This is a genomic window from Parasalinivibrio latis (assembly GCF_036825535.1).
Classification (GTDB): Bacteria; Pseudomonadota; Gammaproteobacteria; order Enterobacterales; family Vibrionaceae; genus Parasalinivibrio; species Parasalinivibrio latis.
Genome location: NZ_CP098813.1, coordinates 455137 through 479862 on the forward strand (window position 1 = coordinate 455137; position 24726 = coordinate 479862).

The 24726-nt window shown below is 49.9% G+C and carries 25 protein-coding genes; 10 read left to right on the top strand and 15 right to left on the bottom strand.

The genetic code is table 11. The features are described from left to right. Positions 1 to 12 precede the first annotated feature (12 nt). From NF212_RS19140 to puuE, 9 genes are all read right to left on the bottom strand, one after another. Complete coding sequence (locus NF212_RS19140; protein WP_434362381.1) at positions 13 to 753, bottom strand: hypothetical protein; 741 nt, start codon at positions 751 to 753, stop codon at positions 13 to 15. A gap of 181 nt (positions 754 to 934) precedes the next feature. After that, a complete protein-coding gene (gene efpL / locus NF212_RS19145) occupies positions 935 to 1501 on the bottom strand; it encodes an elongation factor P-like protein EfpL (protein WP_434362383.1) in 567 nt (188 codons plus the stop codon). A 129-nt stretch (positions 1502 to 1630) separates the two neighbouring features. Continuing rightward, on the bottom strand, positions 1631 to 1891 hold the full coding sequence (locus NF212_RS19150) for a Rho-binding antiterminator (RefSeq protein ID WP_434362384.1): 261 nt from the start codon (positions 1889 to 1891) through the stop codon (positions 1631 to 1633). Positions 1892 to 1942: 51 nt separating this feature from the next. Then, positions 1943 to 2113 carry a hypothetical protein gene (locus tag NF212_RS19155; protein WP_434362385.1) on the bottom strand — a complete coding sequence of 57 codons (171 nt, stop codon included), beginning with the start codon at positions 2111 to 2113 and terminating at the stop codon, positions 1943 to 1945. A 225-nt stretch (positions 2114 to 2338) separates the two neighbouring features. Continuing rightward, positions 2339 to 3577 carry a urate hydroxylase PuuD gene (locus NF212_RS19160; protein ID WP_434362387.1) on the bottom strand — a complete coding sequence of 413 codons (1239 nt, stop codon included), beginning with the start codon at positions 3575 to 3577 and terminating at the stop codon, positions 2339 to 2341. A gap of 73 nt (positions 3578 to 3650) precedes the next feature. Further along, complete coding sequence (locus tag NF212_RS19165) at positions 3651 to 4175, bottom strand: ureidoglycolate lyase (protein ID WP_434362389.1); 525 nt, start codon at positions 4173 to 4175, stop codon at positions 3651 to 3653. A 35-nt stretch (positions 4176 to 4210) separates the two neighbouring features. After that, positions 4211 to 5200 carry an allantoicase gene (gene alc / locus NF212_RS19170; protein ID WP_434362391.1) on the bottom strand — a complete coding sequence of 330 codons (990 nt, stop codon included), beginning with the start codon at positions 5198 to 5200 and terminating at the stop codon, positions 4211 to 4213. 108 nt (positions 5201 to 5308) lie between these two features. Next, the gene (uraD, locus tag NF212_RS19175; protein WP_434362393.1) at positions 5309 to 5824 is read right to left on the bottom strand and encodes a 2-oxo-4-hydroxy-4-carboxy-5-ureidoimidazoline decarboxylase; all 516 of its coding nucleotides are present in this window, start codon (positions 5822 to 5824) and stop codon (positions 5309 to 5311) included. Positions 5825 to 5860: 36 nt separating this feature from the next. Beyond that, positions 5861 to 6784 carry an allantoinase PuuE gene (puuE, locus tag NF212_RS19180; RefSeq protein ID WP_434362395.1) on the bottom strand — a complete coding sequence of 308 codons (924 nt, stop codon included), beginning with the start codon at positions 6782 to 6784 and terminating at the stop codon, positions 5861 to 5863. A gap of 539 nt (positions 6785 to 7323) precedes the next feature. On the opposite strand from puuE, the gene uraH reads away from it, so the two are divergent. The 3 genes from uraH to NF212_RS19195 all read left to right on the top strand — a co-directional run bounded on the left by uraH (position 7324) and on the right by NF212_RS19195 (position 10596). Then, on the top strand, positions 7324 to 7677 hold the full coding sequence (uraH, locus tag NF212_RS19185; protein WP_434362397.1) for a hydroxyisourate hydrolase: 354 nt from the start codon (positions 7324 to 7326) through the stop codon (positions 7675 to 7677). Between the two features lie 112 nt (positions 7678 to 7789). After that, positions 7790 to 9127 (top strand): NCS2 family permease, encoded by a 1338-nt coding sequence (locus NF212_RS19190; protein WP_434362398.1) that lies wholly within the window; start codon positions 7790 to 7792, stop codon positions 9125 to 9127. Positions 9128 to 9252: 125 nt separating this feature from the next. Next, entirely contained in the window at positions 9253 to 10596 is a 1344-nt protein-coding gene (locus NF212_RS19195) for a uracil-xanthine permease family protein (protein ID WP_434362399.1), read from the top strand. Positions 10597 to 10663: 67 nt separating this feature from the next. Here the strand turns inward: NF212_RS19195 and NF212_RS19200 are convergent, their stop codons facing one another. Continuing rightward, positions 10664 to 11887 (bottom strand): polyhydroxyalkanoate depolymerase, encoded by a 1224-nt coding sequence (locus tag NF212_RS19200; RefSeq protein ID WP_434362401.1) that lies wholly within the window; start codon positions 11885 to 11887, stop codon positions 10664 to 10666. Between the two features lie 539 nt (positions 11888 to 12426). Between NF212_RS19200 and bfr (NF212_RS19205) the strand changes: the two genes are divergently transcribed. The 5 genes from bfr (NF212_RS19205) to NF212_RS19225 all read left to right on the top strand — a co-directional run bounded on the left by bfr (NF212_RS19205) (position 12427) and on the right by NF212_RS19225 (position 15311). Continuing rightward, the gene (bfr, locus tag NF212_RS19205; RefSeq protein WP_434362403.1) at positions 12427 to 12897 is read left to right on the top strand and encodes a bacterioferritin; all 471 of its coding nucleotides are present in this window, start codon (positions 12427 to 12429) and stop codon (positions 12895 to 12897) included. 9 nt (positions 12898 to 12906) lie between these two features. Further along, positions 12907 to 13392, top strand: coding sequence for a bacterioferritin (bfr, locus tag NF212_RS19210; protein WP_434362405.1), 486 nt, complete (start codon positions 12907 to 12909; stop codon positions 13390 to 13392). Between the two features lie 102 nt (positions 13393 to 13494). After that, the gene (locus NF212_RS19215) at positions 13495 to 13692 is read left to right on the top strand and encodes a helix-turn-helix domain-containing protein (RefSeq protein WP_434363024.1); all 198 of its coding nucleotides are present in this window, start codon (positions 13495 to 13497) and stop codon (positions 13690 to 13692) included. A 195-nt stretch (positions 13693 to 13887) separates the two neighbouring features. Beyond that, positions 13888 to 14418, top strand: coding sequence for a c-type cytochrome (locus NF212_RS19220; RefSeq protein ID WP_434362407.1), 531 nt, complete (start codon positions 13888 to 13890; stop codon positions 14416 to 14418). Further along, entirely contained in the window at positions 14418 to 15311 is an 894-nt protein-coding gene (locus NF212_RS19225) for a c-type cytochrome (RefSeq protein WP_434362409.1), read from the top strand. The genes NF212_RS19220 and NF212_RS19225 overlap by 1 nt, the downstream gene beginning before the upstream one ends. A 67-nt stretch (positions 15312 to 15378) precedes the next feature. Here NF212_RS19225 and NF212_RS19230 read toward each other — a convergent pair whose 3' ends face one another. The 4 genes from NF212_RS19230 to gcl form a co-directional block, all read right to left on the bottom strand. Beyond that, entirely contained in the window at positions 15379 to 15987 is a 609-nt protein-coding gene (locus NF212_RS19230) for a TetR/AcrR family transcriptional regulator (RefSeq protein WP_434362411.1), read from the bottom strand. 182 nt (positions 15988 to 16169) lie between these two features. Continuing rightward, entirely contained in the window at positions 16170 to 17054 is an 885-nt protein-coding gene (locus NF212_RS19235) for a 2-hydroxy-3-oxopropionate reductase (RefSeq protein WP_434362413.1), read from the bottom strand. Between the two features lies 1 nt (position 17055). Beyond that, entirely contained in the window at positions 17056 to 17847 is a 792-nt protein-coding gene (gene hyi / locus NF212_RS19240) for a hydroxypyruvate isomerase (RefSeq protein WP_434362415.1), read from the bottom strand. A gap of 42 nt (positions 17848 to 17889) precedes the next feature. After that, a complete protein-coding gene (gene gcl / locus NF212_RS19245) occupies positions 17890 to 19662 on the bottom strand; it encodes a glyoxylate carboligase (RefSeq protein WP_434362417.1) in 1773 nt (590 codons plus the stop codon). A gap of 305 nt (positions 19663 to 19967) precedes the next feature. Between gcl and aceB the strand changes: the two genes are divergently transcribed. Continuing rightward, positions 19968 to 21596, top strand: coding sequence for a malate synthase A (aceB, locus tag NF212_RS19250; protein ID WP_434362418.1), 1629 nt, complete (start codon positions 19968 to 19970; stop codon positions 21594 to 21596). 323 nt (positions 21597 to 21919) lie between these two features. Continuing rightward, positions 21920 to 22654 carry a GntR family transcriptional regulator gene (locus tag NF212_RS19255; protein ID WP_434362420.1) on the top strand — a complete coding sequence of 245 codons (735 nt, stop codon included), beginning with the start codon at positions 21920 to 21922 and terminating at the stop codon, positions 22652 to 22654. An 85-nt stretch (positions 22655 to 22739) separates the two neighbouring features. Here the strand turns inward: NF212_RS19255 and NF212_RS19260 are convergent, their stop codons facing one another. Further along, complete coding sequence (locus NF212_RS19260) at positions 22740 to 24662, bottom strand: methyl-accepting chemotaxis protein (RefSeq protein ID WP_434362421.1); 1923 nt, start codon at positions 24660 to 24662, stop codon at positions 22740 to 22742. Positions 24663 to 24726 lie beyond the last annotated feature (64 nt).

Below are 24726 nucleotides of genomic sequence, written 5' to 3' on the forward strand. Positions count from 1 at the left end.
CCAGCCTGATTTTTATTTGTCTCCGTTCATCAGCCCTTTCTCTACCCACTTTCGGGCATGGTTTAACGGGCCAAGTATTCCCTTTTTGGGGGCATCCGGCCTGTCTCCCTGGACACGAGGATTTTTCTCAAGCTTATCCAACATTGGGAGAGCCAGGTACAGCGTTTCCTTTTCTACACCAGGTTCGACTTTATCTCTGATCGCCGCTATCAGTGTCAGGTGAAAGGCACTGGTGAGCGTCCAAACTGTATTAAGCCGTATACCGCGAAGTTCTGAGTCTGCTGCCAGCCAATCCAAGTACTGGATCATATCTGGAAGTACCGGTACGGGCCGGCGTTCCCTTAATGCTACCGCAGCAGCATAAAGTTCACCGGGTAAAACATCTCTGTGAAGGAACTGACGCAGGTCATCAGGGTTTTCAATACTTCGGGCGTGGGCTTTCAGCAGGTCACGGGTAGGCGCCAGTTCACTGAGCGGTGCTTCTGGGTTGAAGCTTTCCAACAACTCACCAAACAGCCGTTTTTCAGACTCCAGGTTCTCTTCCAGCTCCTGGATTGTCTCCTTGCTCTGGTTAACCTCTTCCCGTAGCTGCTGCAGCTCAATCTCCAGTTCCCCTATTTTCAGGCAAGTGATCTTTTTAAGCAGTTCAGGCTGACGCCAGATCCATATCAGGCCAATGACAAGCACCACTTCCCAAACAGCAACATTTTCCAGAATCAGCTTTGCATAATCGAAGGTCGATTTGTCTGCCACCACTACTCCCCCAAAAACCTTAATGAATAAAAACCTAGACCAGCTTTAGCGGTCTATTCCGGTTTCAGGGTAATTTTATGGTAACGGTCACAATGAATTTGACGGGTCAAGAGAATGAACGGGCGAGAAAACAAACAGGCCCGCTTTACGGGCCTGTTGGAAGTACATTTCATCAACCGGATTATGCGCGGCTCATGAAAGTCTTTTCAGTGGTGTTGATCTTGATCTTGTCACCGGTAGCAATGTACTCAGGAACCTGAACAGTCAGGCCAGTAGACAGTACAGCCGGCTTGGTGCGGGCACTGGCAGATGCACCTTTGATAGATGGAGACGTTTCAACAATTTCCATCTCTACAGTCGAAGGCAGTTCAATGGCAACAGGCGCACCGTTAACAATCAGTACCTGTACACCCTGAATGTCTTCAGTGATGAATGGCAGTTCTTCAGCAATGGTTTCCTGGTTCAGGTTGTACGGGGTGTAATCCTCGTTATCCATGAACACATATTCTTCACCATCGATGTAAGAGAAGCTCACAGGGCGGCGGCTGAAATCAGCCAGGGTGATCATCTCTTCCGCCTTGAAGCTTTCATCAGCTTTCAGGCCGGTAGCCACATCATAAAGACGCATACGGAACAGGGAAGCACCGGCACGGCCACTTGGAGTCAGCTTGCTGATGTCCTTTACAAAAAACACTTTACCGTTGTGTTCAATGACTGCGTTCTTTTTAATTTCACTCGCCTTTGGCATGGTCTGGATTCCAGTGTGTAAATCGTGCCGAGAAATTAGCATGAAGCCGGAAACTAACCAAGGGGGTAAACGCAGAAAGCGACGGAAGCATCAGGATTGGAGCACAAAATGCCCAAACATGGTGGGTGTTCAGGCAATTTTTACCCGGCCAAAACGGGCTCCGCCCTGTGTTGGGGTAATCGCTGAGATGTTATCCAGCCGAAGGGCGAGCTTCTCTTTCTCGGCCTGCACATAAAGCCATTCGGTTTTGTCTTTGTGGGTGCGGGTATCCAATGCTTTACCCACTACCTCACTTCCGTCAGTCAGTTCAATGTTCAACTCATACCCAAACATGCACGCAACTTCCAGGTAGTCATAGCAGGCGCAATCGATTTTTTGGTAATCAGGCATACAACACTCCAAATGAAACTCCGTTTTGTTATACCAATTGGACTGACTAAGTTAAGCACTGAACAATGCGGAAAAAAAGCCTGAAAATGACTTTTTAGTTTTCTGATTTCCCTGTGACTGGGGCCTGACTGCGTCCTTCGCTTTTCGCTCAGCCCGACGCTCTTCTGCTCGGTTAGCCACTTCTGCATAGCGCCTTTTCTGATCAGCGGTCAGTTCAACCATAGGTTTATTCAACCTATTTTTGCTACTCGCCGGTTTCATCGTACTTTTCGGTGAACTGCACATACTCATTCTCCCTACCCGGTAAAAAGAGCCATTCCCAATTGATAACACTTACGGATTTTAGCTGTCTCTCTCACGTAACAAGACCGGGCTGTGGAAGCGAATATTTCAGAAACGACATGCGCGCCTTAAAGGCGCGCATTGAAATTGCAGAGTGCCGCAGGTTTATTGGATCATTGCGCCATTTTCAGCCCACTGGCCAATAACGTCACGTTCTTCCTGCGTCATCTGGGTCAAATTCCCCAACGGCATAATGTTAGTGGTCACTGACTGCGCGACGATGCGAGACACTTCCAGCTTAATCTGCTCCGGCGTATCCAGGACTACCCCGGCAGGTGCAACGGCAAAAGCCGGATGGGTCGGGGCCGAAGAGTGGCAAACCGTACAACGTTCAGCAATGATAGATTGCACTTGGTTGAACGGCTTCCCCTTTTCCCGTCCTTTACCGGATACCAGCCCCTGGTGTCCGGCTTCAGCAACAGCCAGCGACGTACCTGGCGGTGTCGCCTTCATTTGCGGTGAAGTGACAAACGCCAGGCAAATCATTCCCAAGGCAGCCGTTGGTAATGTCCAAGCATACTTCTGGCTCCCGTGGCGGGTATTGAAGTAATGGCGCACCAACACACTCAAAACAGACAGCGCTGCAAGGATCAGCCAGTTGTATTCCGAGCCGTAAGTGCTGGGGAAATGGTTGCTGATCATGATAAACAGCACCGGCAACGTCAGGTAATTGTTGTGGCGCGAGCGCAACAATCCCTTGGCCGGAAGGGAAGGATCCGGTTCAGTCCCCTGCTCAATGGCTTTCACCAGCCCTCGCTGTGCCGGCATGATGATCCTGAATACGTTCCCCACCATGATGGTACCGATAATCGCCCCAACATGGATGTAAGCGCCGCGGCCACTGAACACCAGGCTCAGTGCCCAGGCAGCAAACACCAGGCCGGCAAACAGCACGACGCCAAGCAGCATTGGCTTTTTCCCCAACGGCGAGTCACACAGGAAATCATAGATAAACCAGCCTGCTACCAACGCAGCCACACCGATTGCAATCGCGGTTGAAGGCTCAAGTCCAGAGCCGGGTTTTACGAGGTACAGGTCTGCATTGCTGTAAAAAACGACCGTCAGCAGTGCCATTCCGGTGATCCAGGTAAAGTAGGCTTCCCACTTGAACCAGTGCAGTTTTTCCGGCATCTGGGGCGGTGCCAGTTTGTATTTCTCGAGATGGTAGATACCACCACCGTGAATTGCCCAGAGATCGCCGGAAAGCCCTTCCCGCGGGTTCTCGCGGTTTAGGTTGTTTTCCAGCCAAACAAAATAGAATGACGCGCCAATCCATGCGACCCCGGTGATCATATGCATCCAGCGGATCGCCAGGTTCAGCCATTCTGTGATATACGGGTCCATAGCTCCCTCCTTATGGACGACGTGGCATATGAAAGCTTACGCCGCCCCTTCCATTTTTTCGCGTAGTCCTGTCTCAATCCAACGTCAGGACAATGGCTGTTCCATCAGCAAAGAAGTGTTCGTCACAGTTTGAGCCTTCACCATCACGATCGACGATCAGGAACTGATCCTTGTCTTCCAGCACTAACACCGGGTGGTGCCAAACACCTTTGTGGTAGTTAATACCCTGGTTACCTTTGGCATAAAACGCACGAATGGCTTTGGGGTCAGGCTCATCACCTGCTGGCGCCACAACAATAAAATAAGGATTGCCACTCAGGGGAATAAACGCCTGGGATCCTTTCGGATGGCGCTCCAGCATTTCAATATCCAATGGATAACTGAGCGGGGAAGCCTGGAAGATACTGATTATGGCCTGGCTGCCATCATCTACATCAGCGACAGCCAAATTATGGTAACGGCGGGTTGACCCGTTATTGATCATGAAGTAATCCCGCCCGGTGGTTTCTATAACATCCCCGAAAGGCGCAAACGCCCCACGGGTAAGGGGTTCAACCACCAACTTGCGTTTAACCTGGGTTTGCAAAATGTCCGTCATAATCCCGTCCTTTGCTGTGCATCATTGGGTGGTGATCAGGCTTTGGTGCCAAAAAGGCGAAGCCGACTGATCCCACCATCCGGGAAAATGTTGAGGCGAACATGGGTTACCGGGCCAATATCAGCGACCTGGTCGGCAAACTCATGGATATTGTCCGCACTGAGTTTCTGTGATGGCAACAACTCTTTCCAGAACAGGCTCTGGGTAGCAATCTGATCATCTGTGCCCCCCGTCACATAGGCTGCCTGAAGGGTAAAACTGTCCGGGAAGTTACCCTTGAAGTGGGCAGTATCCGCAACAACCCGGCTGATATTCCCGGCATGGCCAAGAGAGAGGATCACCCAGTCGTTGCCCGGTGTCCGGCGTCGTGCCGTTTCCCAGCCATCTCCCATATTAACGCCACGCCCCGGCATGATGATGTTACCCATCTTGCCAAAGTGTTCATCGTTGCAGGCAAGTGCACGTCCGCCATTCTCTACCGCAACCAAATCCAGTTCTTCATCGGTACCAATACGGTTCCAGTCCTTGAGAGGCTGGCCATACACACGCAACCTGGCAATACCGCCGTCCGGGTACATGTTCAGGCGAATATGTGTAAATGGCTGGCCGGTGTTTACTTCAAACAAGTGATGGCTGTCACCCTGCAGGCTTGCAGAAGACAGTATTTCCTGCCAATCAGCACCATCTTGCGGGTCACCGTCCAGCGAATAACAGGCATCTACAGATGCGGAAGGCGGGTAGTTACCAGTGAAGAAAGAGGTGTCGATATCGAGCCCGCTAATCAGTCCCGGCAACCCAAGACGGACGACACAGTAATCGTAGCCTTCACCACGCTTGCGGCGTGATTCCCAGCCATCCATCCATTTGCCGTTGTCGTCATAAACGCCTTCTTTCCATTGCGGATCGGCGTCATCGATCAACCGGGATTTGTCAGCAAAAAAATCGTCTGTTGCAAAAATGGCCTTCGCGCCAAGACGGGCGCTGGCGAGGTTGGTTAACCTGCTGAAATCTGGATTCTTATCCATGTCAGTTTGCTTCCTTAATACACGTATTTCAGGTCGCGTCTTTTCCCCTTTCACTCGTTGCGATGGCATACCAGCTTCAATTTGCGAGACGCAGGTTAAAGTTACGGATTACAACTCCCGCAACCGGAACAGGGCAATCTTGTTGATCTCTTCAATTGCCGTGTTGAATTCAGTTTCGGCATCGTTTTCCAGACGGCGTTCAAATGCCTCCAGGATCAAATGCCGGTTGGCGCCTTTCACCGCCATGATGAAAGGAAACCGGAATTTGTTTTTGTACCTGTCATTAAAATCAGTAAACCGGGCAAACTCTTCAGCGTTGCATTTATCGATACCGGCACTGGCCTGCTCAGCAGTAGACTCTGCTGTCAATTCGCCAGCGACAGCTGCTCTGCCTGCCAAATCCGGGTGAGCAAGGATAACGCCGAGCTGGGCTGCCCTGTCCGCATTTTCCAGAACTGCAGACATACGGCTATGCAAATACTCCTGATCGTTATCTGCCTCTGTCAGCCCTTGGTCAAAGGCAACTTCCGCCACCCAGGGGCTGTGTTCGAAAATACCGCCGAAAGTTTCAATAAACATATCCCGGCTAAGCTCACTGGGTCGGCAACGGGCAAAATCAGCCATGGTGATTCCTTATTGTAATTTTCATTGTTCTCATTTTTACGCTTTTTTCAGGTCCGGATGCGGGTGGTATTCGTGCCAGTGTCGGGCAATTTCTTCCCGGCGGGCAAACCAAACCCGGTCGTGCTGTTTTACATATTCCACAAACCGCTTCAGGGCAGCCAGTCGCGCTGGGCGTCCTATCAGGCGGCAGTGCAAGCCGATTGAGAGCATTTTCGGCGCATCCTGTCCCTCTTCATATAAGACGTCGAATGCATCCTTGAGGTACTGGAAAAACTGCTCACCACTGTTAAATCCTTGTGGCGTAGAGAAACGCATATCGTTGGTGTCCAGGGTGTAAGGAATCACCAACTGGGGCTTCGACCCCTCGGTGTGCCAATATGGCAAGTCATCATCATATGCGTCAGAGTCATAAAGAAAGCCTCCCTCTTCGGCCACCAGCTTTCGGGTATTTGGGCTGGTCCGCCCGGTGTACCAACCCACCGGGCGCTTCCCGGTCGCTGCTTCAATGGCTGCGATGGCTTTTAGCATATCGGCTTTCTCGTCTTCCTCTTTAACATGCTGGTAGTCAATCCACCGGTAACCATGGCTGCAAATTTCATGGCCTTCTGCAGCCATCGCCTGAACCACTTCAGGGTAACGCTCTACCGCCATACCTACAGCGAAAATGGTGAGTGGGATCTCTTCCTTTCGGAACAGGTTCAGCACCCGCCAGACACCGGCACGGGAACCATATTCATAGATAGATTCCATACTGATATGGCGAACCCCAGCCAACGGTTGGGCTGCCGGTATTTCCGAAAGAAAAGCTTCAGACTCCCCGTCTCCGTGCAAAACACAGCGTTCTCCGCCTTCCTCATAATTAAGGACGAATGAAACGGCAATTCTGGCCTCGCCCGGCCACATCGGGTGCGGTGGGTTGGCTCCATATCCTATTAAGTCACGGGGATAGTCACTGCTCATTCAGTCACTCCTTGATTCTACGATAGCTTTGAAAGCCAGCATTTTGTTCCCGAGATAATTTGTACCAGCGATTGTATACAATTATCAAGTTAAAAGTAAAATAATTGTTACCAATCACTAGAATCAGAATATTCATATTTTGATTCAGTGAGTTATATTCTCCACCACATCAGTATGTTACTCACTTAGCATAGCACTTAAACAGCCATGTCGTTAACATATTCACAACATTGTGCTTTACACGGTAAAAATATTGTGTACATATTTAGTGTGCATTTTTTGCAAATCGGTTTGAAAGCTGCATAAGAATAAGTAAGCAGAATGTTTGCAGATCATTGTTTGTAGACAAATTGCCTGCCTCAAGCAGTTGTCGATCATATGTAAGGACACTGCTACGCACCTGACACCTGAAGCGTTTCCAGTGCTCTGATTTGTCAAAAAAATTATTGCCTGGAGAGACTGGCCAGTCACGGCAACCGGGGCCCACCGGATGCCATAATAAAATTGACTGTCCTAAAGAAAACGATACCGAGGAAACCATGGGAAAGCTGACAACACATGTACTGGATACTGCCAACGGGATGCCGGGAGCAGGAATTCACATTGCCCTGTACCGGGTAGCTGACGACCAGTTAACGCACGTTACCAGTGCCGTTACCAACGAAGATGGACGCACAGACGCCCCACTGCTGGAAGGTACGTCACTGGAAACCGGTAAATATCAGTTGGTGTTTGATACTGCGGCCTATTTTCGCGCCCGAAACACGACGCTGGAAGAGATTCCCTTCCTGGATGACGTGGTAATCCGGTTTGGTATCAATAACAGTGACCAGCATTACCACGTTCCCCTGCTGGTTTCCCCTTACAGTTTTTCTACCTACCGGGGCAGTTGACCACGGGCGTTTTGCCCAATAGCCGGGAGAAACTGGCACCGAATAAAAATACGCACCACCCCCAGGGAAAGAACAAGGCAAAACCTGAAACGGATTAATAAGGACAGTCAAAATGGAAAAAACAACTGCAGCCGACCAGGAAGTCGGCAACGGCGGGCTTCTTGAGCGCCTGTTCAAGCTTCGCGAGCACGGTTCGTCAGTTAAAAATGAACTGATAGGCGGGATCACCACCTTTGCTACTATGGCGTACATCATCTTTGTGAACCCAAATATCATGTCTGCATCCGGGATGGATCCTGGTGCACTCTTCGTCGCAACCTGTATCGGTGCAGCCATTGGCACGCTAATGATGGGCCTATTTGCCAACTGGCCGGTTGGCCTGGCACCCGGCATGGGTCTGAATGCCTTTTTTGCCTTTACTGTCGTCGGCGAGATGGGTTACAGCTGGCAGGTTGCCTTGGGGGCTGTGTTTATCTCCGGCGTTATTTTTGTCGGTTTAAGTGTTTCGCGGGTACGGGAGTGGATCATTGACAGCATCCCCACCAGCCTGCGCTATGCGATGACCGCCGGGGTGGGTCTGTTCCTTGGCATTATCGGCCTGAAAAGTGCCGGTATTGTAGTAGACAGCCCTGCCACACTGGTGACACTGGGTGACTTTACCAAACCGGAGGCGATTCTTGCCGCCGTCTGTTTCTTTATCATTTCTGTACTCGCTGTCAGGCATGTGTTTGGTGCTGTACTTATCGGAATTTTTAGCGTGACTGCCATTGGCCTGGCTCTGGGGCTTGTGCAGTACAACGGCATCTTTTCCGCACCACCGAGCATTGCCCCTACGTTTCTCGCAATGGATATTGCCGGGGCACTCAACGTTGGGATGATCAGCATCATTCTCGCCTTTCTCTTCGTCAATATCTTCGATACTGCCGGCACACTGATGGGCGTGGCTGAACGTGCCAACCTGATGAACAAAAAAACCGGGAAAATTGAAGGACTGCCCCGCGCACTGAAGGCTGACTCCCTTTCTTCAGTCGTGGGAGCCTGTTTTGGCTGCCCTCCTGTAACCAGTTATGTTGAAAGTGCTTCCGGTGTTTCAGCCGGTGCGCGAACCGGCCTGTCTGCCGTGATAGTTGGCTTGCTGTTCCTTGCTGCCATCTTCCTTGCTCCGCTTGCCGGGATGATCCCAGCCTATGCCACTGCAGGGGCACTTATCTACGTTGCATTCTTGATGATGGGCTCAATCCGCAATGTTAACTGGGAAGACTTTACTGATTCTGTCCCGGCTGCCGTTACTGCCTTGATGATGCCGCTGACGTTCTCCATCTCCAACGGTATCGCACTCGGGTTTATCACTTATACCGTAATGAAAGCGGGAACCGGCAAGTTCTCAGACATATCCATTGCCATGTATGTCCTGAGTGTGCTGTTCGTATTCAAACTGATTCTTATCTAGAAACACTTGGGGAGCGGTTGCTCCCCAAGTCATTTCTGACACCAGATAAATAACCCAAGGAATACCCCACTGAATATTTAGTCTATTCACTCACTGCCAAGCCTGAAAAACAGGGAGATTGGAACATGAATGACAAGGATGAACTGACAGCCAGGCTGAGAGACCCCAGCTATACCCCACCGATGTCTCAAGCTATTCCACTTGGATTGCAACACCTGCTTGCCATGTTTGTAAGCAATATTACACCCGCCATTATTGTCGCTGGCGCTGCCGGGTTCGGTTACGGCTCTAACTCACCGGATTTTCATAACCTGATTTACATGATTCAGGTTTCCATGCTGTTTGCTGGTGTCGCAACCCTTTTCCAGACCATCGGCTTTGGCCCGGTTGGTGCAAGGCTCCCCATCGTACAAGGGACCAGCTTTGCCTTCGTACCTATTATGATTCCCATTGTTGCCGGGAAAGGTGTCGATGCTATGGCGGTTGTCACCGGAGGCGTGATGGTCGGTGGTCTTTTCCACGCTTGCCTGGCCCCCCTCATCGGTAAAATTCGATTTGCCCTTCCCCCTTTAGTTACCGGTTTGGTGGTTACGCTTATTGGCCTTAGCCTGATTAAGGTTGGCATTCAGTATTCAGCAGGTGGTGTACCGGCCATCGGGACCGAGGAATACGGTAGCATGCTGAACTGGGGTATAGCCTTGCTGGTTGTGGTTGTCACTCTTGTTATTAAATTCATGACGAGGGGCATGACCTCAATCTCGGCAATATTGATAGGTATGCTTGTTGGTTATGCCGCCGCCTGGATGCTGGGTATGGTCAGCTTTAAAAACCTCGGGAACGCCTCTTACTTCGCGGTACCCAACCCCTTCCATTTTGGTGTGGAATTTACCATTGCCAGTATAGTGGGCTTCTGCCTGATGTCATTTATCTCAGCCATTGAAACCGTTGGTGATGTATCCGGTATCACTAAGGGGGGCGCAGACAGGGAAGCTACCGGGGAGGAAATCAAAGGGGCAACCTTCGCCGACGGACTGGGCTCAGCCCTGTCTGGGATGTTCGGGGCACTGCCGAATACCTCTTTCTCACAAAATGTCGGCTTAATCGCCTTAACCGGTATGATGAGCAGGGGTGTTGTGACCATTTGCGCCATTTTCTTAATTCTTGCCGGGTTTATCCCCAAGATTGGAGCGTTGATAACCACCATACCTATCGAAGTTCTGGGTGGCAGTATTCTGGTCATGTTCGGGATGATTGTTTCTGCGGGTATTTCAATGCTGTCAGAAGTGAAGTGGAACCGGCGTAACATGGTGATCTTTGCAATTTCCCTTTCTCTGGGCCTTGGGCTTCAACAGGAACCAGGGGCACTCCAGCATGTGGATGACACAGTCAAAATCTTCCTGACCTCCGGTCTGTTGCCGGCTGCGTTTCTTGCCATCATCCTTAACTTGGTGATACCCCAGGAAGACTAACGTTATTTGGTTGCCGGGAGAGTCCACGCCCGGCAACCGCCTTTCACGCATTTAGTAACTTCGGGGTTCATTCTCCGAATTTGTGTATAAATTCCTTTATTTTCGGAGCAATGTTTTCACGATAGCGCCTTCCGTTAAAAATACCGTAGTGTCCCACACCCTTCTGCTCCAGGTGGACCTTTTTCGATTTAGGCACGTTCTTGCAAAGGGTCAGAGCAGCCGAGGTCTGCCCGCGTCCGGTAATATCATCCAGCTCGCCTTCAATGGTCATTATCGCCGTCTTACGAATGGCTTTTAAATCAATAGGGTTGCCGCGGTACAACATGGTGCCATTTGGCAACTTGTGCTCCAGGAAAACCTTACGGACAGTATCCAGATAATAATGTGCAGGCAGATCCATGACTGCCAGGTATTCGTTATAGAACTTCCGGTGCGCCTCCGCGTTGTCGCCGTCGCCGACAATGAGATCGTTGAAAAACTTAAAGTGCTTCTGTACATGGGAGTCAAGGTTCATCGACAGAAACCCCGACAGTTGTACAAACCCCGGATAAACCAACTGCCCGACTCCGGCAAACCTGTCCGGGACTGTACAGATCACATTCGACTCAAACCACTCAAGATCCTTTCCACTGGTGTAGTCGTTTACTTCAGTGGGGTTAATACGGGTATCGATCGGGCCGCCCATCAGCGTCATTGTGGGTGTTGTCGCAGCATTCCCCCGCTCAGACATCAACGCCACGGCCACCATAAGGGGCACACAAGGCTGGCATACCGCTATGGCATGTGTATCCGGGCCCAGCATTTCCAGGAACTCAACCAGGTAATCCACGTAATCATCGAAGTGAAATTCTCCGTCACTCAAAGGCACATCGCGGGCATTTCGCCAGTCAGTGACATACACATCATGGTCGGGCAGAAATTCCTTAATCGACCCACGAAGTAACGTAGCAAAGTGCCCCGAAAGAGGGGCTATAAACAGTACTTTGGGTTGGTTAGGCTGAGCCTTACTGCGCCGGAAATGAAGCAGGTTACAAAACGGTCTGTTAGCAATCACATTGTACTGGATAGCCAACTTCTCACCATTGATTACGGTATGATCCAACTCCCAGGCAGGTTCGTCATAACAGTCTGTCAGTCGTTCTACCAACTCCATGGATGCATCCAATGTTCGGGTGACTTCTGAAGTCCGCATGAAATTCCATGGTGCTGCATTTACATCCCGGATGAATTTCGCCCAGCTGTTCAGCGGCTTAATTGCATCCATGTATGTCGCATTAAGTTGGTAAAGCATACATCGCCCTCAATTTGTTCTGGAAGTGGCCTTCACTTGACGTTTAGCTCATTTTTTGACCATCAATTAACATGTTAGCCCAGAATTTCATGGTCGTGGTTTAACGGCAAAGAGATATCACTGCACAAACCTCCCCCCTATTCAGAGCCAGGCTCTTAATAAATGCAGGCAAAGATACACAGTTGGACAAACCACTTTTTCACTGCACCCAGTCAATCGGCACAGCGTTGAACAAGCTAAAAAAGACCCTTCCTTTTTAAGACTGATTACTCATTAACACACTGCCGTTATACCCCTCTGTAGTAAAAACACAGGGTGCTATAGCTAACTCCCTTAACAAAAGTGCACCTAGTTGAGCATTAAATTATTAAAACAAATGACATTTGTTTTAAATGTGTAACCGAAATGGTAATAGAAATAGTTATCATTATTTAACATTATGATTTATAAAGATTTTCTTGCCTTTGGGTGATTCTTCACCTACCCTTATTTTTTGATTTAGATCAATTTACCTAGCGTGACTACAAGGATCTCTTACCATGAAAGGTCATCAAGACGTTATTGCTGAGCTGAACAGGATTTTGACCAGTGAGCTCACGGCAATTAACCAGTACTTCCTTCACGCCCGGATGTTCCGTAATTGGGGTTTGGAAGAACTGAACGAGAAGGACTACAAAAAATCCATCCAGGATATGAAGCATGCAGACAAGCTGATAGAACGCATCCTGTTCCTGGAAGGCCTGCCAAACCTCCAACATCTCGACCGCCTGCGTATCGGTGAAAACGCAGAGGAAATGCTGGGCAGTGACAAGGTGATGTTGGAAGAAGAGTTGGTTGTCCTTCGCGAAGCCATTGCCCTGTGCGAGGAAAAACAGGATTACGTCACCCGCGACATGCTGACCGAGATCCTCGAAGACGAGGAAGAACACCTTGACTGGCTGGAAGCACAATTCGAACTTATCGGCATGACCGGTATCCAAAACTACCTGCAATCACAGATGGACGATTAAGGGAATAAAATGAAAGGCAATCAAGACGTTATTGACGCACTCAACAGCCTGCTGACCAACGAGCTGTCAGCAATGGATCAGTACTTTGTCCACGCCCGCATGTATGAGGACTGGGGCCTGCACGAGCTGTACGAGCGTATTAACCATGAGTCAGATGATGAGCGTGAACATGCTTCCATGCTGATTAACCGCATTTTGTTCCTGGAAGGTACACCTGATGTCCAGTCCCGTGCTGCACTGACTATTGGCAAAAATGTGCAGGAAATGCTGCACAATGATCTTCAGTATGAATACAAGGTTGCTGCTGACCTGCGAGAAGTTATCGCCCTGTGTGAGGAAAAGCAGGACTACCAGACCCGCGAAATACTGGTCAAGTTGCTCGACGATACTGAATCAGACCACATGTACTGGCTGGAAAAGCAAATGTGGCTTATCGACAATGTCGGGCTGCAAAACTACGTTCAGTCCAAAATGGGCAAAGACGGCGGCCACTAGCAGGTATTGCTGTTTTTAGGTTGAAATTAGAAACGGCGCTGATGCGCCGTTTTTTGTTTCATACTTCTGTCAGATTAAAACGCCATCGTTAAAACTCGCAAGATTACCAATAAATCACCGCTCGACTACTTAAATGAACTTCGCCTGAAATCCGCTGCTGAGGCGTTAAAAGCCAATAACAAGCTGTCTGTTACGGATATTGGCTTCGAAATGGGTTTCCGTTCCAGCCAGTATTTTAGCCGCCGGTTTTCCGAGTATTTTGGGATGTCACCAAGTAAATACCGAAAACAGCAGTTTTAAGATCCCAATCAAAAAGCCTAAATGTTATACCAATGCGACAGCTCTCACTTTCATCATTTCACAGCAGCACAGTTTTGAACTCTTCCGGAAAGCAATCCATCATGGGTTATCAAGTGTTTAGAACTCAAGTCACAGTAGTCAGCGAAGATAGCAGTTCAAGGCCACGGAAGGTCAGCATTCAAAGGAAAGGAAGACATGAAAAGACTCCCATATTTTTCCGTTTATCTATTGGCTTTAATGGCATTTTCCGCGTCGGCCCACCAAGGGGCAACCGGTGTGGTAAAGGAGCGCATGGATGCGATGGAAGCGATGAAAGAAGCCGTCAATGAACTTAAGGCAACCTTCCGTGGGAAGCCACCTTTTGATGTTGGCGTTATACAGCGAAATGCCACCATTATTCGTGACCATGCGGGTGAAAGCCTGATAAATATGTTCCCGGAGGGGAGCATGCAAAAACCCACCGCTGCAAAACCTGAAATTTGGGAAAACTGGGAAAAATTCACCGCGTCAGCAATGAAGCTGGAAACACTGTCGCAGGCACTGTATGACAGCGCAGAGCGACAGGAACCTAAAGATAACAAGGGCAAAAGCAAGAAAAGCCTCCTGTCTAGCAAAAACCAGAAAAATGAGAGTCTTGAATCTCTCCCAGCAAATAAGATATTCCGGTTGGTTGGTAAAGAGTGTTCGAGCTGTCACAAACCATTCCGGGTGAAAAAGAAAAAGTAATGGCTACGTCTTTTCGCTTCTCTTATCTCAAGTTAATCACCGTACTTGTCGCGGTAAGTGCCCTGTTATTCCTTCTTTTGCCTAAAAGTCCCACCAGACCGATTACCCAGCCACCTGGCGATGCTGACCGGGGTGAATATCTCCTTGCCATTTCCGGTTGTTTTGGTTGCCACACAGACATAGAAAATGAAGGGGATGCCCTGGCCGGGGGAAAACCGGTTAACACCCCTTTCGGAAATTTCTACGGCCCGAACATTACCCCGGATAAAAACCACGGTATCGGCAATTGGAGCCTGGCTCAGTTTTCTGCCGCAGTCCGGGAGGGCCTGTCACCAGAAGGGGTGCCTTACTACCCCGTTTTTCCCTATACCCACTTCACTGGTATGAGTGATCAGGACGTCTCTGATTTATGGGCAGCCATTAAAGACCGCGTCCCGCCATCCGATCAGGCCAACAAGGAGCATGACCTCAAGTTTCCTTTCGATATAAGACCCCTTATGAATGCATGGCGCTTTATGTTTTTTACCAACACACCATCCAAAAGTGATCCCAGCCAGCCAACGGCCTACCAGAGAGGTGGGTACATCGTAGAGGTGCTCGCGCACTGTGGAGCCTGTCATACGCCTAGGAATTTACTTGGCGCATCCATAGAGGACATGGCCTATCAGGGCGGTGTTGATGGAGCCGGCAACGAGGTTCCGGCCATAGACCCTGCATCGTTGGCAGAGAAAGGATGGACAGCATTAGATCTGGAATACGCCCTTGAAACCGGAATTATGCTGGATGGCGATACATTCGGAGGCAGTATGACCGATGTTGTGGAACACGGTACAACATTCCTGACAGCAGAGGATCTAGCTGCCATTGCCACTTACTTGTTGGAAGACAACTAGGGGTTTGCAGCACCCATCACACAATGCAATATATAACTTTTTGTTTTTATTGTGATTTCACTTGTGTTTATTCCTTGATTCCACACCCCTTAAGCACCATACCAGTGAGGAACTCTGCCGCCTGGGCAAAATCTTCCTCGTCCAGTTGGGGCTTGCCGGAAACCTGGCATATCTGCCAGTTGAAGTCAGCATAGGTCTGTGTAGATGCCCACAACATAAACATCAGGTGGTTGGCAGGAAGCGGAGACATCCTGCCCTGTTCAATCCACTGCTCGAACTTGCCGACAATCATCCGGGACTGTGCAAGCAGTGCATCGCTGATATCTTGCGGAAGGTAGGGAGCACCGGCCATCACTTCATTGGCGAATACTTTGGATGCCGCTGGGTAGTCGCGGGAAATGCGAAGTTTGGTTTGGATATATTGGGTGAGTGCTTCTTGCGGATCATCCAGTTCTTCAATCGGTTTTGAGGCTTCCAGCAGGGGTTCGGTCACGCTTTCAAGGACCGCTCGATAAAGGTTGTCTTTGGTGCTGAAATAGTAATACATGTTGGGCTTTGGGATATCCGCAACCCGGGCAATTTCAGCTGTTTTCGTCGCGGCATATCCATTTTCAGCAAATAACCGACTGGCAACCGTAATAATTTTTTCCTGGTTTTTTGCCCGAATCCGCGACATGCCTGCTCCTTCCCTTAGAGTTTCCTGCGCTGAAAAGCCTTTTCAAAAATGCAGTGTGTTGCAGAAACGATAAGAAAGCCGGCAGGAAAAATCAACACGCCTTTGGGGAAAATCAGACAGGGAGACAGGAAAGAAAAAGGCCCGGGTCATCCCACCCCGGGCAAGGGTTACAATGGTTTCGGTCAGCGTATGCAATGCTCCGCAAGGGACTCCAGTGCCTTGATCATGGCCGAGTGATCCCAGCCAGCTCCACCCTGTTCGACACATTGGGTGAACAGTGCCTGCGCTTTTTCAGTATTTGGTAAAGCAACACCCAACGCCTGTGCACCGCTCAGCGCAAGGTTAAGATCTTTTTGGTGAAGCTGGATCCGAAAGCCTGGGTCAAACGCCCCCTTCACCATTCGCTCGCCGTGCACCTCAAGAATTTTTGAGTTCGCGAACCCACCCATCAGTGCCTGGCGAACGCGGGTTGGATCTGCACCGGCTTTTGATGCAAAGACCAGCGCTTCAGCAACCGCTTCAATATTGAGGGCAACAATAATCTGGTTAGCAACCTTACAGACCTGCCCGGCACCGTTTTCACCAACCAGGTTGATGTTCTGTCCCAGAATTTCAAACAGCGGCTTGGCATCTTCAAAGGCCTGCTGGTCACCACCAACCATGATAGTGAGCGTGCCGTTCACTGCGCCGATTTCACCACCGGATACCGGCGCATCCAGGTACTGTGCACCACTTTCTTTAACCCGTGCAGCGAAAGCCTTGGTTTCAATCGGAGCTATAGAGCTCATATCGATAACAGTCTTACCTGCTCGCAGCCCCTGCTCTACCCCACTTTCACCAAACAGCACCTCTTCAACCTGCGGGGTATTCGGCACCATCAGGATAATGTAGTCCGCCATAATGGCCGCTTCACGTGGGGAGGAAACCACCTGGGCTCCTGCAGACACCAAGTCTTCCGGTGCTCGGTTGTGATGCTCAGACAGCACCAGTTGGTGCCCGGCTTTTTGCAGGTTTTCTGCCATAGGTTTACCCATGATGCCGGTCCCGATAAACGCAATAACACTCATTTTATCCCTCCTGGTTCATTCCATATTCTTTCAGCCATGCCAACCCTTCTGCGGTTGTCGTCGCCGGTTTGTATTCGCAGCCTACCCAGCCTTGGTACCCAATGCTGTCAAGGTGGCTGAAAAGGAAGTGGTAATTCAGCTCACCGGTTCCAGGTTCATGCCTTCCCGGAGTATCTGCCAGTTGCACATGCCCGATTTCAGCAAGATGGGCAGACAGGGTCGGGGCAATGTCCCCTTCCATAATCTGCATGTGGTAAATGTCGTACTGAAGGGTCAGGTTAGCACTGCCTACCGCTTCCTGAATTTGAAGGGCCTGTCCCGTAGTGTTCAGGGCAAAGCCGGGAATATCTCGGGTGTTGATGGCTTCCATAACCAGCCTGATGCCTGCTTTTTCCAATTCTGCTGCGGCATATTTCAGGTTCCCTGTCAGGGTGGCTTCCGCCTCACTCTGGCTGACACCTTCAGGAACAATGCCTGCCAGGCAATTCACCTGGGGACACCCCAGGGCCTTTGCGTATTCAATGGCGAGGGAAACGCCACGGCGAAACTCTTCCACCCGAGCAGGATCAGCTGCTATACCGCGGTCACCAGCATCCCAGTCACCAGCGGGAAGGTTGAAAAGCACCTGTTTCAGGCCATGGGCTTCCAGCTCATCACGTATGGCAGCCACATCAAAATCATAGGGGAACAGGTATTCCACCCCTTTAAATCCATACTCAGCTGCAGCCCCGAAACGTTCCATAAAAGGGAGCTCGGTAAACAGCATGGATAAGTTGGCAGCAAGTTTAGGCATGTTCAGAATCCTTCTGGTTTATTCCGTCGACGTCATTTGTATTTATTGGTTTGCCAGTGCCGTCGGGGCATCTGCCGCTGACTCGGCTAATGGCTCGAATTCGTTAATGGCATTGATTTCCGTACCCATCGCAATATTGGTAACCCGTTCCAGAATTACTTCTACCACCACCGGCACCCGGTACTGGTTAATCAACGATTTGGCTTCTTCCAGGGCTGAGCTGATTTGTTCCGGATCGCGCACTCGGATAGCCTTACAACCCAGCCCTTCAACCACAGCAACATGGTCGACGCCATAAGCTCCCAGCTCAGGGGCATTCTGGTTTTCAAATGACAGTTGTACACAAAAATCAATATCAAACTGGCGCTGTGCCTGTCGGATAAGTCCAAGGTAAGAGTTATTAACCACCACATGAATATACGGAAGGTGAAATTGCGCCCCGACTGCCAGCTCTTCGATCATAAACTGGAAATCATAGTCCCCGGAGATGGCAACTATTTCGCGTTCGGGGTCGGCTGCCCGTACGCCCAGCGCGGCCGGGACCGTCCACCCCAGTGGGCCGGCCTGGCCACAGTTGATCCAGTGGCGTGATTTGTAGACATGGAGGAATTGTGCAGCTGCAATTTGTGAGAGCCCGATGGTGCTGACATAGCAAGTCTCCTTTCCAAATACTTTGTTCATCTCTTCATAAACCCGCATTGGCTTGGCAGGCAGATCGGTAAAATGGGTTTTTCGCAGCATAGTGCGCTTGCGCTCCTGGCAGGATGATACCCAGGCGCTGTAGTCCGGCAGTCTTCCTGCATCACGCAAGGCTTTGGCGGTTGCAACCAGCTTCTCCAACGCCTTACCGGCGTCAGATACGATGCCGAGATCAGGGCAGAAAACGCGTCCTATCTGGGTCGGCTCAATATCAATATGGATAAACCGCCGGCCTTCGGTATATACCTCTACCGAACCGGTGTGTCGGTTAGCCCATCGATTTCCTATCCCAAACACCATGTCAGATTCCAGCATGGTTGCATTGCCGTACCTGTGCGATGTTTGCAGGCCAACCATTCCCGCCATCAACGGATGATCATCCGGAATGGAACCCCAACCCATCAAGGTAGGAATCACCGGGATACCCGTCACTTCAGCCAGTTCTTGCAGAAGTTCTGACGCGTTGGCATTGATGACACCGCCGCCGGCAACAATCAGCGGTCTTTCTGCTGAAAACAGCATCTCAAATGCCTTGTCGATCTGTGACTGGCTTGCCGCTGGCTTATATGGAGACAGCGGTTCATAACTCTCTACATCGAACTCGATTTCAGCCAGCTGGACGTCGAGTGGCAAATCTATCAACACAGGGCCAGGGCGGCCGGAGCGCATTAAATGAAAAGCCTGCTGAAATGCACGTGGTACCTGGGCCGGCTCCAGTACCGTGGTGCACCACTTGGTAACCGGACCCGCAATGGCTTCAATATCTACAGCCTGGAAGTCTTCCTTATGCAGCCTGGCACGTGGAGCCTGGCCGGTAATACACAAAATAGGTATTGAATCGGCAGATGCAGAGTATAGGCCGGTAATCATATCGGTCCCTGCCGGCCCCGATGTCCCAACACAAACGCCAATGTTCCCTGGGTTTGCCCGGGTGTAACCCTCAGCCATATGGGATGCCCCTTCTACGTGGCGCGCTAACACATGGTTAATACCACCAGCTTTTTCCAGGGCAGAATAAAACGGATTGATTGCGGCACCAGGAACACCAAAGGCGATGTTGACCCCCTCCTTTCGCAAAACCGCTACTGCGGCGTCTATCGCTCGCATCTTAGCCATCTCAAACTCCATTTTGTATACAATTTAATATGTAATTGTATTCTATGATCGAAAACAAAAAATCATCAAGCCAAATTTAACATTTTTAAAACAATAGGCTCTTTCAAAAGAGCCCCCATTCATTCATTTTCATAATAAACAATAAGTTACCCGATAGTCGTTTGACTATCACACCTTCTGAGAAATATGTACCGATATATTGGGTTAACAAATGGCTTTGATTGTCGACCAATAATTCGGTATAAATTGATACGTAAATTTATAAAAATGTATACAAATCAAAGATACAATATTTGGAGTTACCAATGGTTATGGAAAGACTCGATACCCCTACCGGCCAACCATCCCAGTCCGGTAAATTTGAAGTGAAGGGTCCGCTATTCAACCAGGATGCCAGGGCAATCCTGTCTGATAACGCTTTAGCATTTCTGGAAACCCTGGTTGAACGGTTTGCGCCGTCGCTCGATAAGCTGATGGAAGAGCGTGCAGGCAAGCAGCGCCAGTACGATAGTGGAGAATTACCGGATTTTCGTGCCGATACCCGGGCTATCCGCAACGACCACGGTTGGAAAGTTGCGCCGATCCCCAAACCCCTTACTGATAGGCGGGTAGAAATCACCGGGCCGGTTGACCGGAAAATGGTGATTAATGCCCTGAATTCAGGTGCCAACGTCTTTATGTGCTGTTTTGAAGACGCCACATCCCCAACCTGGGAAAATATGGTAGGCGGGCAAATTAATATGCGGGATGCCAATAACGGCACCATAGAGTACACCGATCCCAAATCGGGTAAGCACTATGCCCTAGCTGACAATCCAGCAGTACTTATTGCCCGGCCTCGTGGACTTCACCTTCGAGAGAGTCACATCACTTTCGATGGAAAACCGATTCCCGGCAGCCTGATGGATTTTGCCCTTTATTTCTTCCACAACCATTCAAGCCGGGCAGCGAAAGGCCAAGGCGTTTATTTCTACCTGCCTAAACTTGAATCCATGGAAGAAGCTGCGTGGTGGGAAGATGTCTTTGCCTTTACAGAAAACCACTTCGGCGTTGAGACCGGCACCATCCGAGCAACCGTCCTGATCGAAACCCTTCCGGCAGTCTTCCAGATGGAGGAAATACTCTATGTCATGCGAGACCATATTGTCGGCATGAATTGCGGTCGCTGGGATTACATATTCAGCTACATCAAAACCCTGCGTAACCACAAAGACCGCATTCTCCCGGATCGCCACTCGGTCGGTATGGACAAGCCTTTCCTTGATGCATACAGCAAGCTTCTGATCCAGACCTGCCACCGCAGGGGGGCATATGCGATGGGTGGAATGTCGGCATTTATCCCAGCGAAAGACACTGACCAAATGGCCTTCGTTACCCAAAAAGTCACCGAAGACAAACACCGTGAAGCCGCAAACGGCCACGACGGTACCTGGGTAGCCCACCCCTATTTGGTCGAGCTGGCCAGAGGCATTTTTGACAGCTACCTGAAAGGCAATGCCAACCAGATGGATGTACTGCCTGATGGTCATTTTGGTGCCGATGTTCTGCTGTCTGCCTGTGAAGGACCAAAAGATGAAACCGGCGTTCGCAAGAATATTCGAATTGCACTTTACTACATGGAAAGCTGGTTACGTGGCCAGGGTTGTGTACCAATCTATGGCCTGATGGAAGATGCAGCGACCGCGGAGATTTCCCGTGCCAACATCTGGCAATGGCTGCACCACCAGGTCACCTTGGATGATGGTACTCCATTCACACCAGCGCTTTTCCGCCGGTTACTGGGTGAAGAGCTGGAAAATATTCAACGGGAATCAGGACCGACAGCCATGGTTGAGCGCCGCTTTGATAAGGCAGCAGAGGTTTTTGACACACTATCAACGGGAGAGGAATTTGCAGACTTTCTTACGTTGCCTTGCTACGAGTTACTTGACTGACCGGGCATCTAGCCCAGAGTTGTCGCAAACAGGTTTGCAAGTGCCGTTGAATTGATCATACATGGAAGTAGAACGCCGTAATCTAAAAATGTTTTAACGTTCTCTACTTTATTAACTACAAGCAACATTCTCCTAGTCCACGCCCCGGTATTCGTATCGGGGCATTTTTTTTGGAAAAATGCGGCTCCGGCAACAGTTTCCCGGCAAGTGAATACAATCACCAGCCAGCTGTTGTACAATCCTCGTCGAAAAACGGTCTAACGCAATTATCGCCGATGTGAGGCGACGCGAGCATATCGCCGGGCAAAGGAAAGAAAGAGAGAATGGCTGGACTGACCAAAACCAATATTAAAAAAAGCAAATCCAAAGAAACCGGGCAAACTCAGGACGATATTGTCTACGGGCACATTTTCGATGCCATTCTGGAACAGCGCCTGCCACCGGGCACCAAGCTCAGCGAAGAAGCCATGGGGGAAATTTTTGGTGTCAGCCGGACAATTATCCGCCGAGCTTTGCTTCGCCTTTCTGTTGAGCAGGTAGTCAACATCCGTCCTAACCGCGGCGCGATAGTATCTTCCCCAACGGTTGAAGAAGCCAAACAGATTCTAAAAGCCAGGGAGGTGCTGGAACTGGCGATTGTGGAACTGGCGGCGGAGCATGCCACAGCGGAACAAGTTGCCCAGTGCCGTGAAATGGTCGCTGAAGAGCATCAGGCATTTGAGAAAGGCGATCTTGGCCGTGGTATCCGCCTGTCCGGCGAGTTTCATATTAAAATGGCAGCGATGGCCAATAATCCCCCGTTGATGAGCTTCCAGCGCAGCCTGGTGTCGCAAAGTTCCCTTATCATCGCGCTCTATGAGTCAGCCAAACACACTAACTGTTCTTTTGATGAACACACCCAGTTGCTGGACGCCATTGAAGCGAAAGACAAAGAGCGTGCAATCGAACTGATGCGTATTCACCTCGACCACATCAAATCCAAACTCAAGCTGGATGAAGAAAACACGCCAAGTGACCTGCATGCGGTGTTTTCCAACGTGGTGAAAAAGAAAGCCTGAGCAGCACATTGAACCCCTGACCCCATTTAAAAAGCCCCGGATGTTAAACCGGGGCTTTGACTTTGCGGTGTCCAGGTTTTCTCATTTACACCTTGTAGTAGGACAACTGTCGGCTCATCTGAGCAGCCAGAGCCTGAAGGGATTGGGCAGACTCACGGGTCTCGTCTGTGTATTGGGAATTTTCCTGACTGATCTGGTTAATGCGCGAGATGTTGTTGTTTATCTCTCCCGAAACGCTGCGCTGCCTGTCTGCTGCAGTACTAATGTCGCCATTGGCATCGGAAATCAGCTTCACAGCATCAAGGATATTCTCAAGCACTGTCCCGGCCGATTTCGCTACGTCCACATTTTCCAGGGAACTTTCCCGGTTCTTCTCCATCAGCGCCAGCATTTCTTTCGTTCCGGACTGCAGACGCTCGATCATAGTACGAATTTCCTCTGTGGACGCCTGCGTCCGGCTCGCAAGGGAGCGTACTTCATCAGCAACAACAGCAAAGCCCCTGCCCTGCTCTCCGGCTCGTGCGGCTTCAATAGCGGCGTTCAGTGCCAACAGGTTTGTCTGCTCGGCTATTTGAAGTATTACATCCAGAATCCCGCTGATATCGTCAGTCGCACTTGCCAGTTCATTTACAACATGGGTCGATGATGTCATAGACTCATTTTGCTGTTCGATGCTGGAAATCATCTGCTGTACAACATCGTTACCTTGGCGTACCTGTTCATTGGCGTCACTCACTGCCTTGGAGGCTGTTTCAGCACTTTCAGCTACCTCGTGGGATGCACTGTCCAGCTCACTGATTGCATGAGTAATCTGTTCAGTCTCGGTACTTTGCAGCTGCATGGCTCTGGAGGAACGTTCCGCGATTTCTGACAGGGCACGAGAAGATTCCGTCAGTTCAGATGAAGACTGGGATGCCTCTTTGATGGTGTTCTGGATCTTCTCAAGAACCTTGTCAAAACTGCCAGACATCTGGCCAAATTCATCTTTCCGGGAGGAATTGATACGCTTGGTGAGATCCCCTTCACCCTCAGCAATATCATTAATGGTGGAAATAAATATTCCCATTGGGCCGGAAACGACAGTTCGCATCACCAACATCATAACCAACGCCACCAGCGCCATCGCTGCAATCACTCCGCCAAACACCTTTAACGCGGACTCGACGATCATCCCGTTCACTTCTGATTTTGGGTATGCCATTAAAAGTTCGTAACCCCAATTCGGATAGGGAACACTTCTGACAACCCACTCCCCATTGGCATTATTCAGTGCAGAATCAACCAACGCCTTGTTTACCTTGGAAGAGTGCATGCGGATATTGTTATTGCTGTCACGCAATGCCACGAATCCATTTTTCAGGATTGTTGTCGCCTCGACCACTTTTTGCAGTTGAGCCAGATCTGCCGAATAACCCACATACCAGATACCAATCACTTTATTAGCATTGTCGAAGATCGGTTCATATCCGGTAATGTATGGGGAACCCAATATGTCTATTTCCCCATAGTAAGGGATACCTTTCTGGATTGATAAATCGACCTTTTTTCCCGGTGCGAGAATAGTACCGGTCGCACGCTTGCCGTTTTTAATGACGTTGGTAGCAACACGGACAAATTCGCTCCCATCACGCGCAAACAGCGTCGCCGTGCCACCCATTATTTCTGTAATAGAATCAACCAAGTCATAATTATTGGCCTGAGCCTGTGAGCCAAGAATAAGGTCATTTGCATTTCTGTTATTTACTTTTACCTTTGAACCTAATTTGGGCTGCCCAATATTCATCCCTTCTTTTTTCAGTAAAGTCATGCTGTTATGAACACGTTCCAATACCAGGCTGTGGGTCGCATCCATGATGCCAATCACCTCCCTGGCCAGCCCATCCTTCTGATATTCCACATGTTCTGAAATCTCATTTGTTTGGTACCAATAGGTAGCACCAAATGCCAGCACACCGGCAATGACGCCCAAGCCCAAAATGATCGAGATAAACTTCCTTTGCAATGACATATTACCCCCGGTCAAGCCTTCACTATTTCCAAATTGATAAAGAGTTTGTATACCGACAGCCAGT

Bases quoted from the DNA above. Each gene is read 5' to 3' on its own strand.
- efpL (WP_434362383.1), bottom strand. From the start codon at position 1,501: ATGCCAAAGGCGAGTGAAATTAAAAAGAACGCAGTCATTGAACACAAC.
- NF212_RS19150 (WP_434362384.1), bottom strand. From the start codon at position 1,891: ATGCCTGATTACCAAAAAATCGATTGCGCCTGCTATGACTACCTGGAA.
- NF212_RS19155 (WP_434362385.1), bottom strand. From the start codon at position 2,113: ATGGTTGAACTGACCGCTGATCAGAAAAGGCGCTATGCAGAAGTGGCT.
- NF212_RS19160 (WP_434362387.1), bottom strand. From the start codon at position 3,577: ATGGACCCGTATATCACAGAATGGCTGAACCTGGCGATCCGCTGGATG.
- NF212_RS19165 (WP_434362389.1), bottom strand. From the start codon at position 4,175: ATGACGGACATTTTGCAAACCCAGGTTAAACGCAAGTTGGTGGTTGAA.
- alc (WP_434362391.1), bottom strand. From the start codon at position 5,200: ATGGATAAGAATCCAGATTTCAGCAGGTTAACCAACCTCGCCAGCGCC.
- uraD (WP_434362393.1), bottom strand. From the start codon at position 5,824: ATGGCTGATTTTGCCCGTTGCCGACCCAGTGAGCTTAGCCGGGATATG.
- puuE (WP_434362395.1), bottom strand. From the start codon at position 6,784: ATGAGCAGTGACTATCCCCGTGACTTAATAGGATATGGAGCCAACCCA.
- uraH (WP_434362397.1), top strand. From the start codon at position 7,324: ATGGGAAAGCTGACAACACATGTACTGGATACTGCCAACGGGATGCCG.
- NF212_RS19190 (WP_434362398.1), top strand. From the start codon at position 7,790: ATGGAAAAAACAACTGCAGCCGACCAGGAAGTCGGCAACGGCGGGCTT.
- NF212_RS19195 (WP_434362399.1), top strand. From the start codon at position 9,253: ATGAATGACAAGGATGAACTGACAGCCAGGCTGAGAGACCCCAGCTAT.
- NF212_RS19200 (WP_434362401.1), bottom strand. From the start codon at position 11,887: ATGCTTTACCAACTTAATGCGACATACATGGATGCAATTAAGCCGCTG.
- bfr (WP_434362403.1), top strand. From the start codon at position 12,427: ATGAAAGGTCATCAAGACGTTATTGCTGAGCTGAACAGGATTTTGACC.
- bfr (WP_434362405.1), top strand. From the start codon at position 12,907: ATGAAAGGCAATCAAGACGTTATTGACGCACTCAACAGCCTGCTGACC.
- NF212_RS19220 (WP_434362407.1), top strand. From the start codon at position 13,888: ATGAAAAGACTCCCATATTTTTCCGTTTATCTATTGGCTTTAATGGCA.
- NF212_RS19225 (WP_434362409.1), top strand. From the start codon at position 14,418: ATGGCTACGTCTTTTCGCTTCTCTTATCTCAAGTTAATCACCGTACTT.
- NF212_RS19230 (WP_434362411.1), bottom strand. From the start codon at position 15,987: ATGTCGCGGATTCGGGCAAAAAACCAGGAAAAAATTATTACGGTTGCC.
- NF212_RS19235 (WP_434362413.1), bottom strand. From the start codon at position 17,054: ATGAGTGTTATTGCGTTTATCGGGACCGGCATCATGGGTAAACCTATG.
- hyi (WP_434362415.1), bottom strand. From the start codon at position 17,847: ATGCCTAAACTTGCTGCCAACTTATCCATGCTGTTTACCGAGCTCCCT.
- gcl (WP_434362417.1), bottom strand. From the start codon at position 19,662: ATGGCTAAGATGCGAGCGATAGACGCCGCAGTAGCGGTTTTGCGAAAG.
- aceB (WP_434362418.1), top strand. From the start codon at position 19,968: ATGGTTATGGAAAGACTCGATACCCCTACCGGCCAACCATCCCAGTCC.
- NF212_RS19255 (WP_434362420.1), top strand. From the start codon at position 21,920: ATGGCTGGACTGACCAAAACCAATATTAAAAAAAGCAAATCCAAAGAA.
- NF212_RS19260 (WP_434362421.1), bottom strand. From the start codon at position 24,662: ATGTCATTGCAAAGGAAGTTTATCTCGATCATTTTGGGCTTGGGCGTC.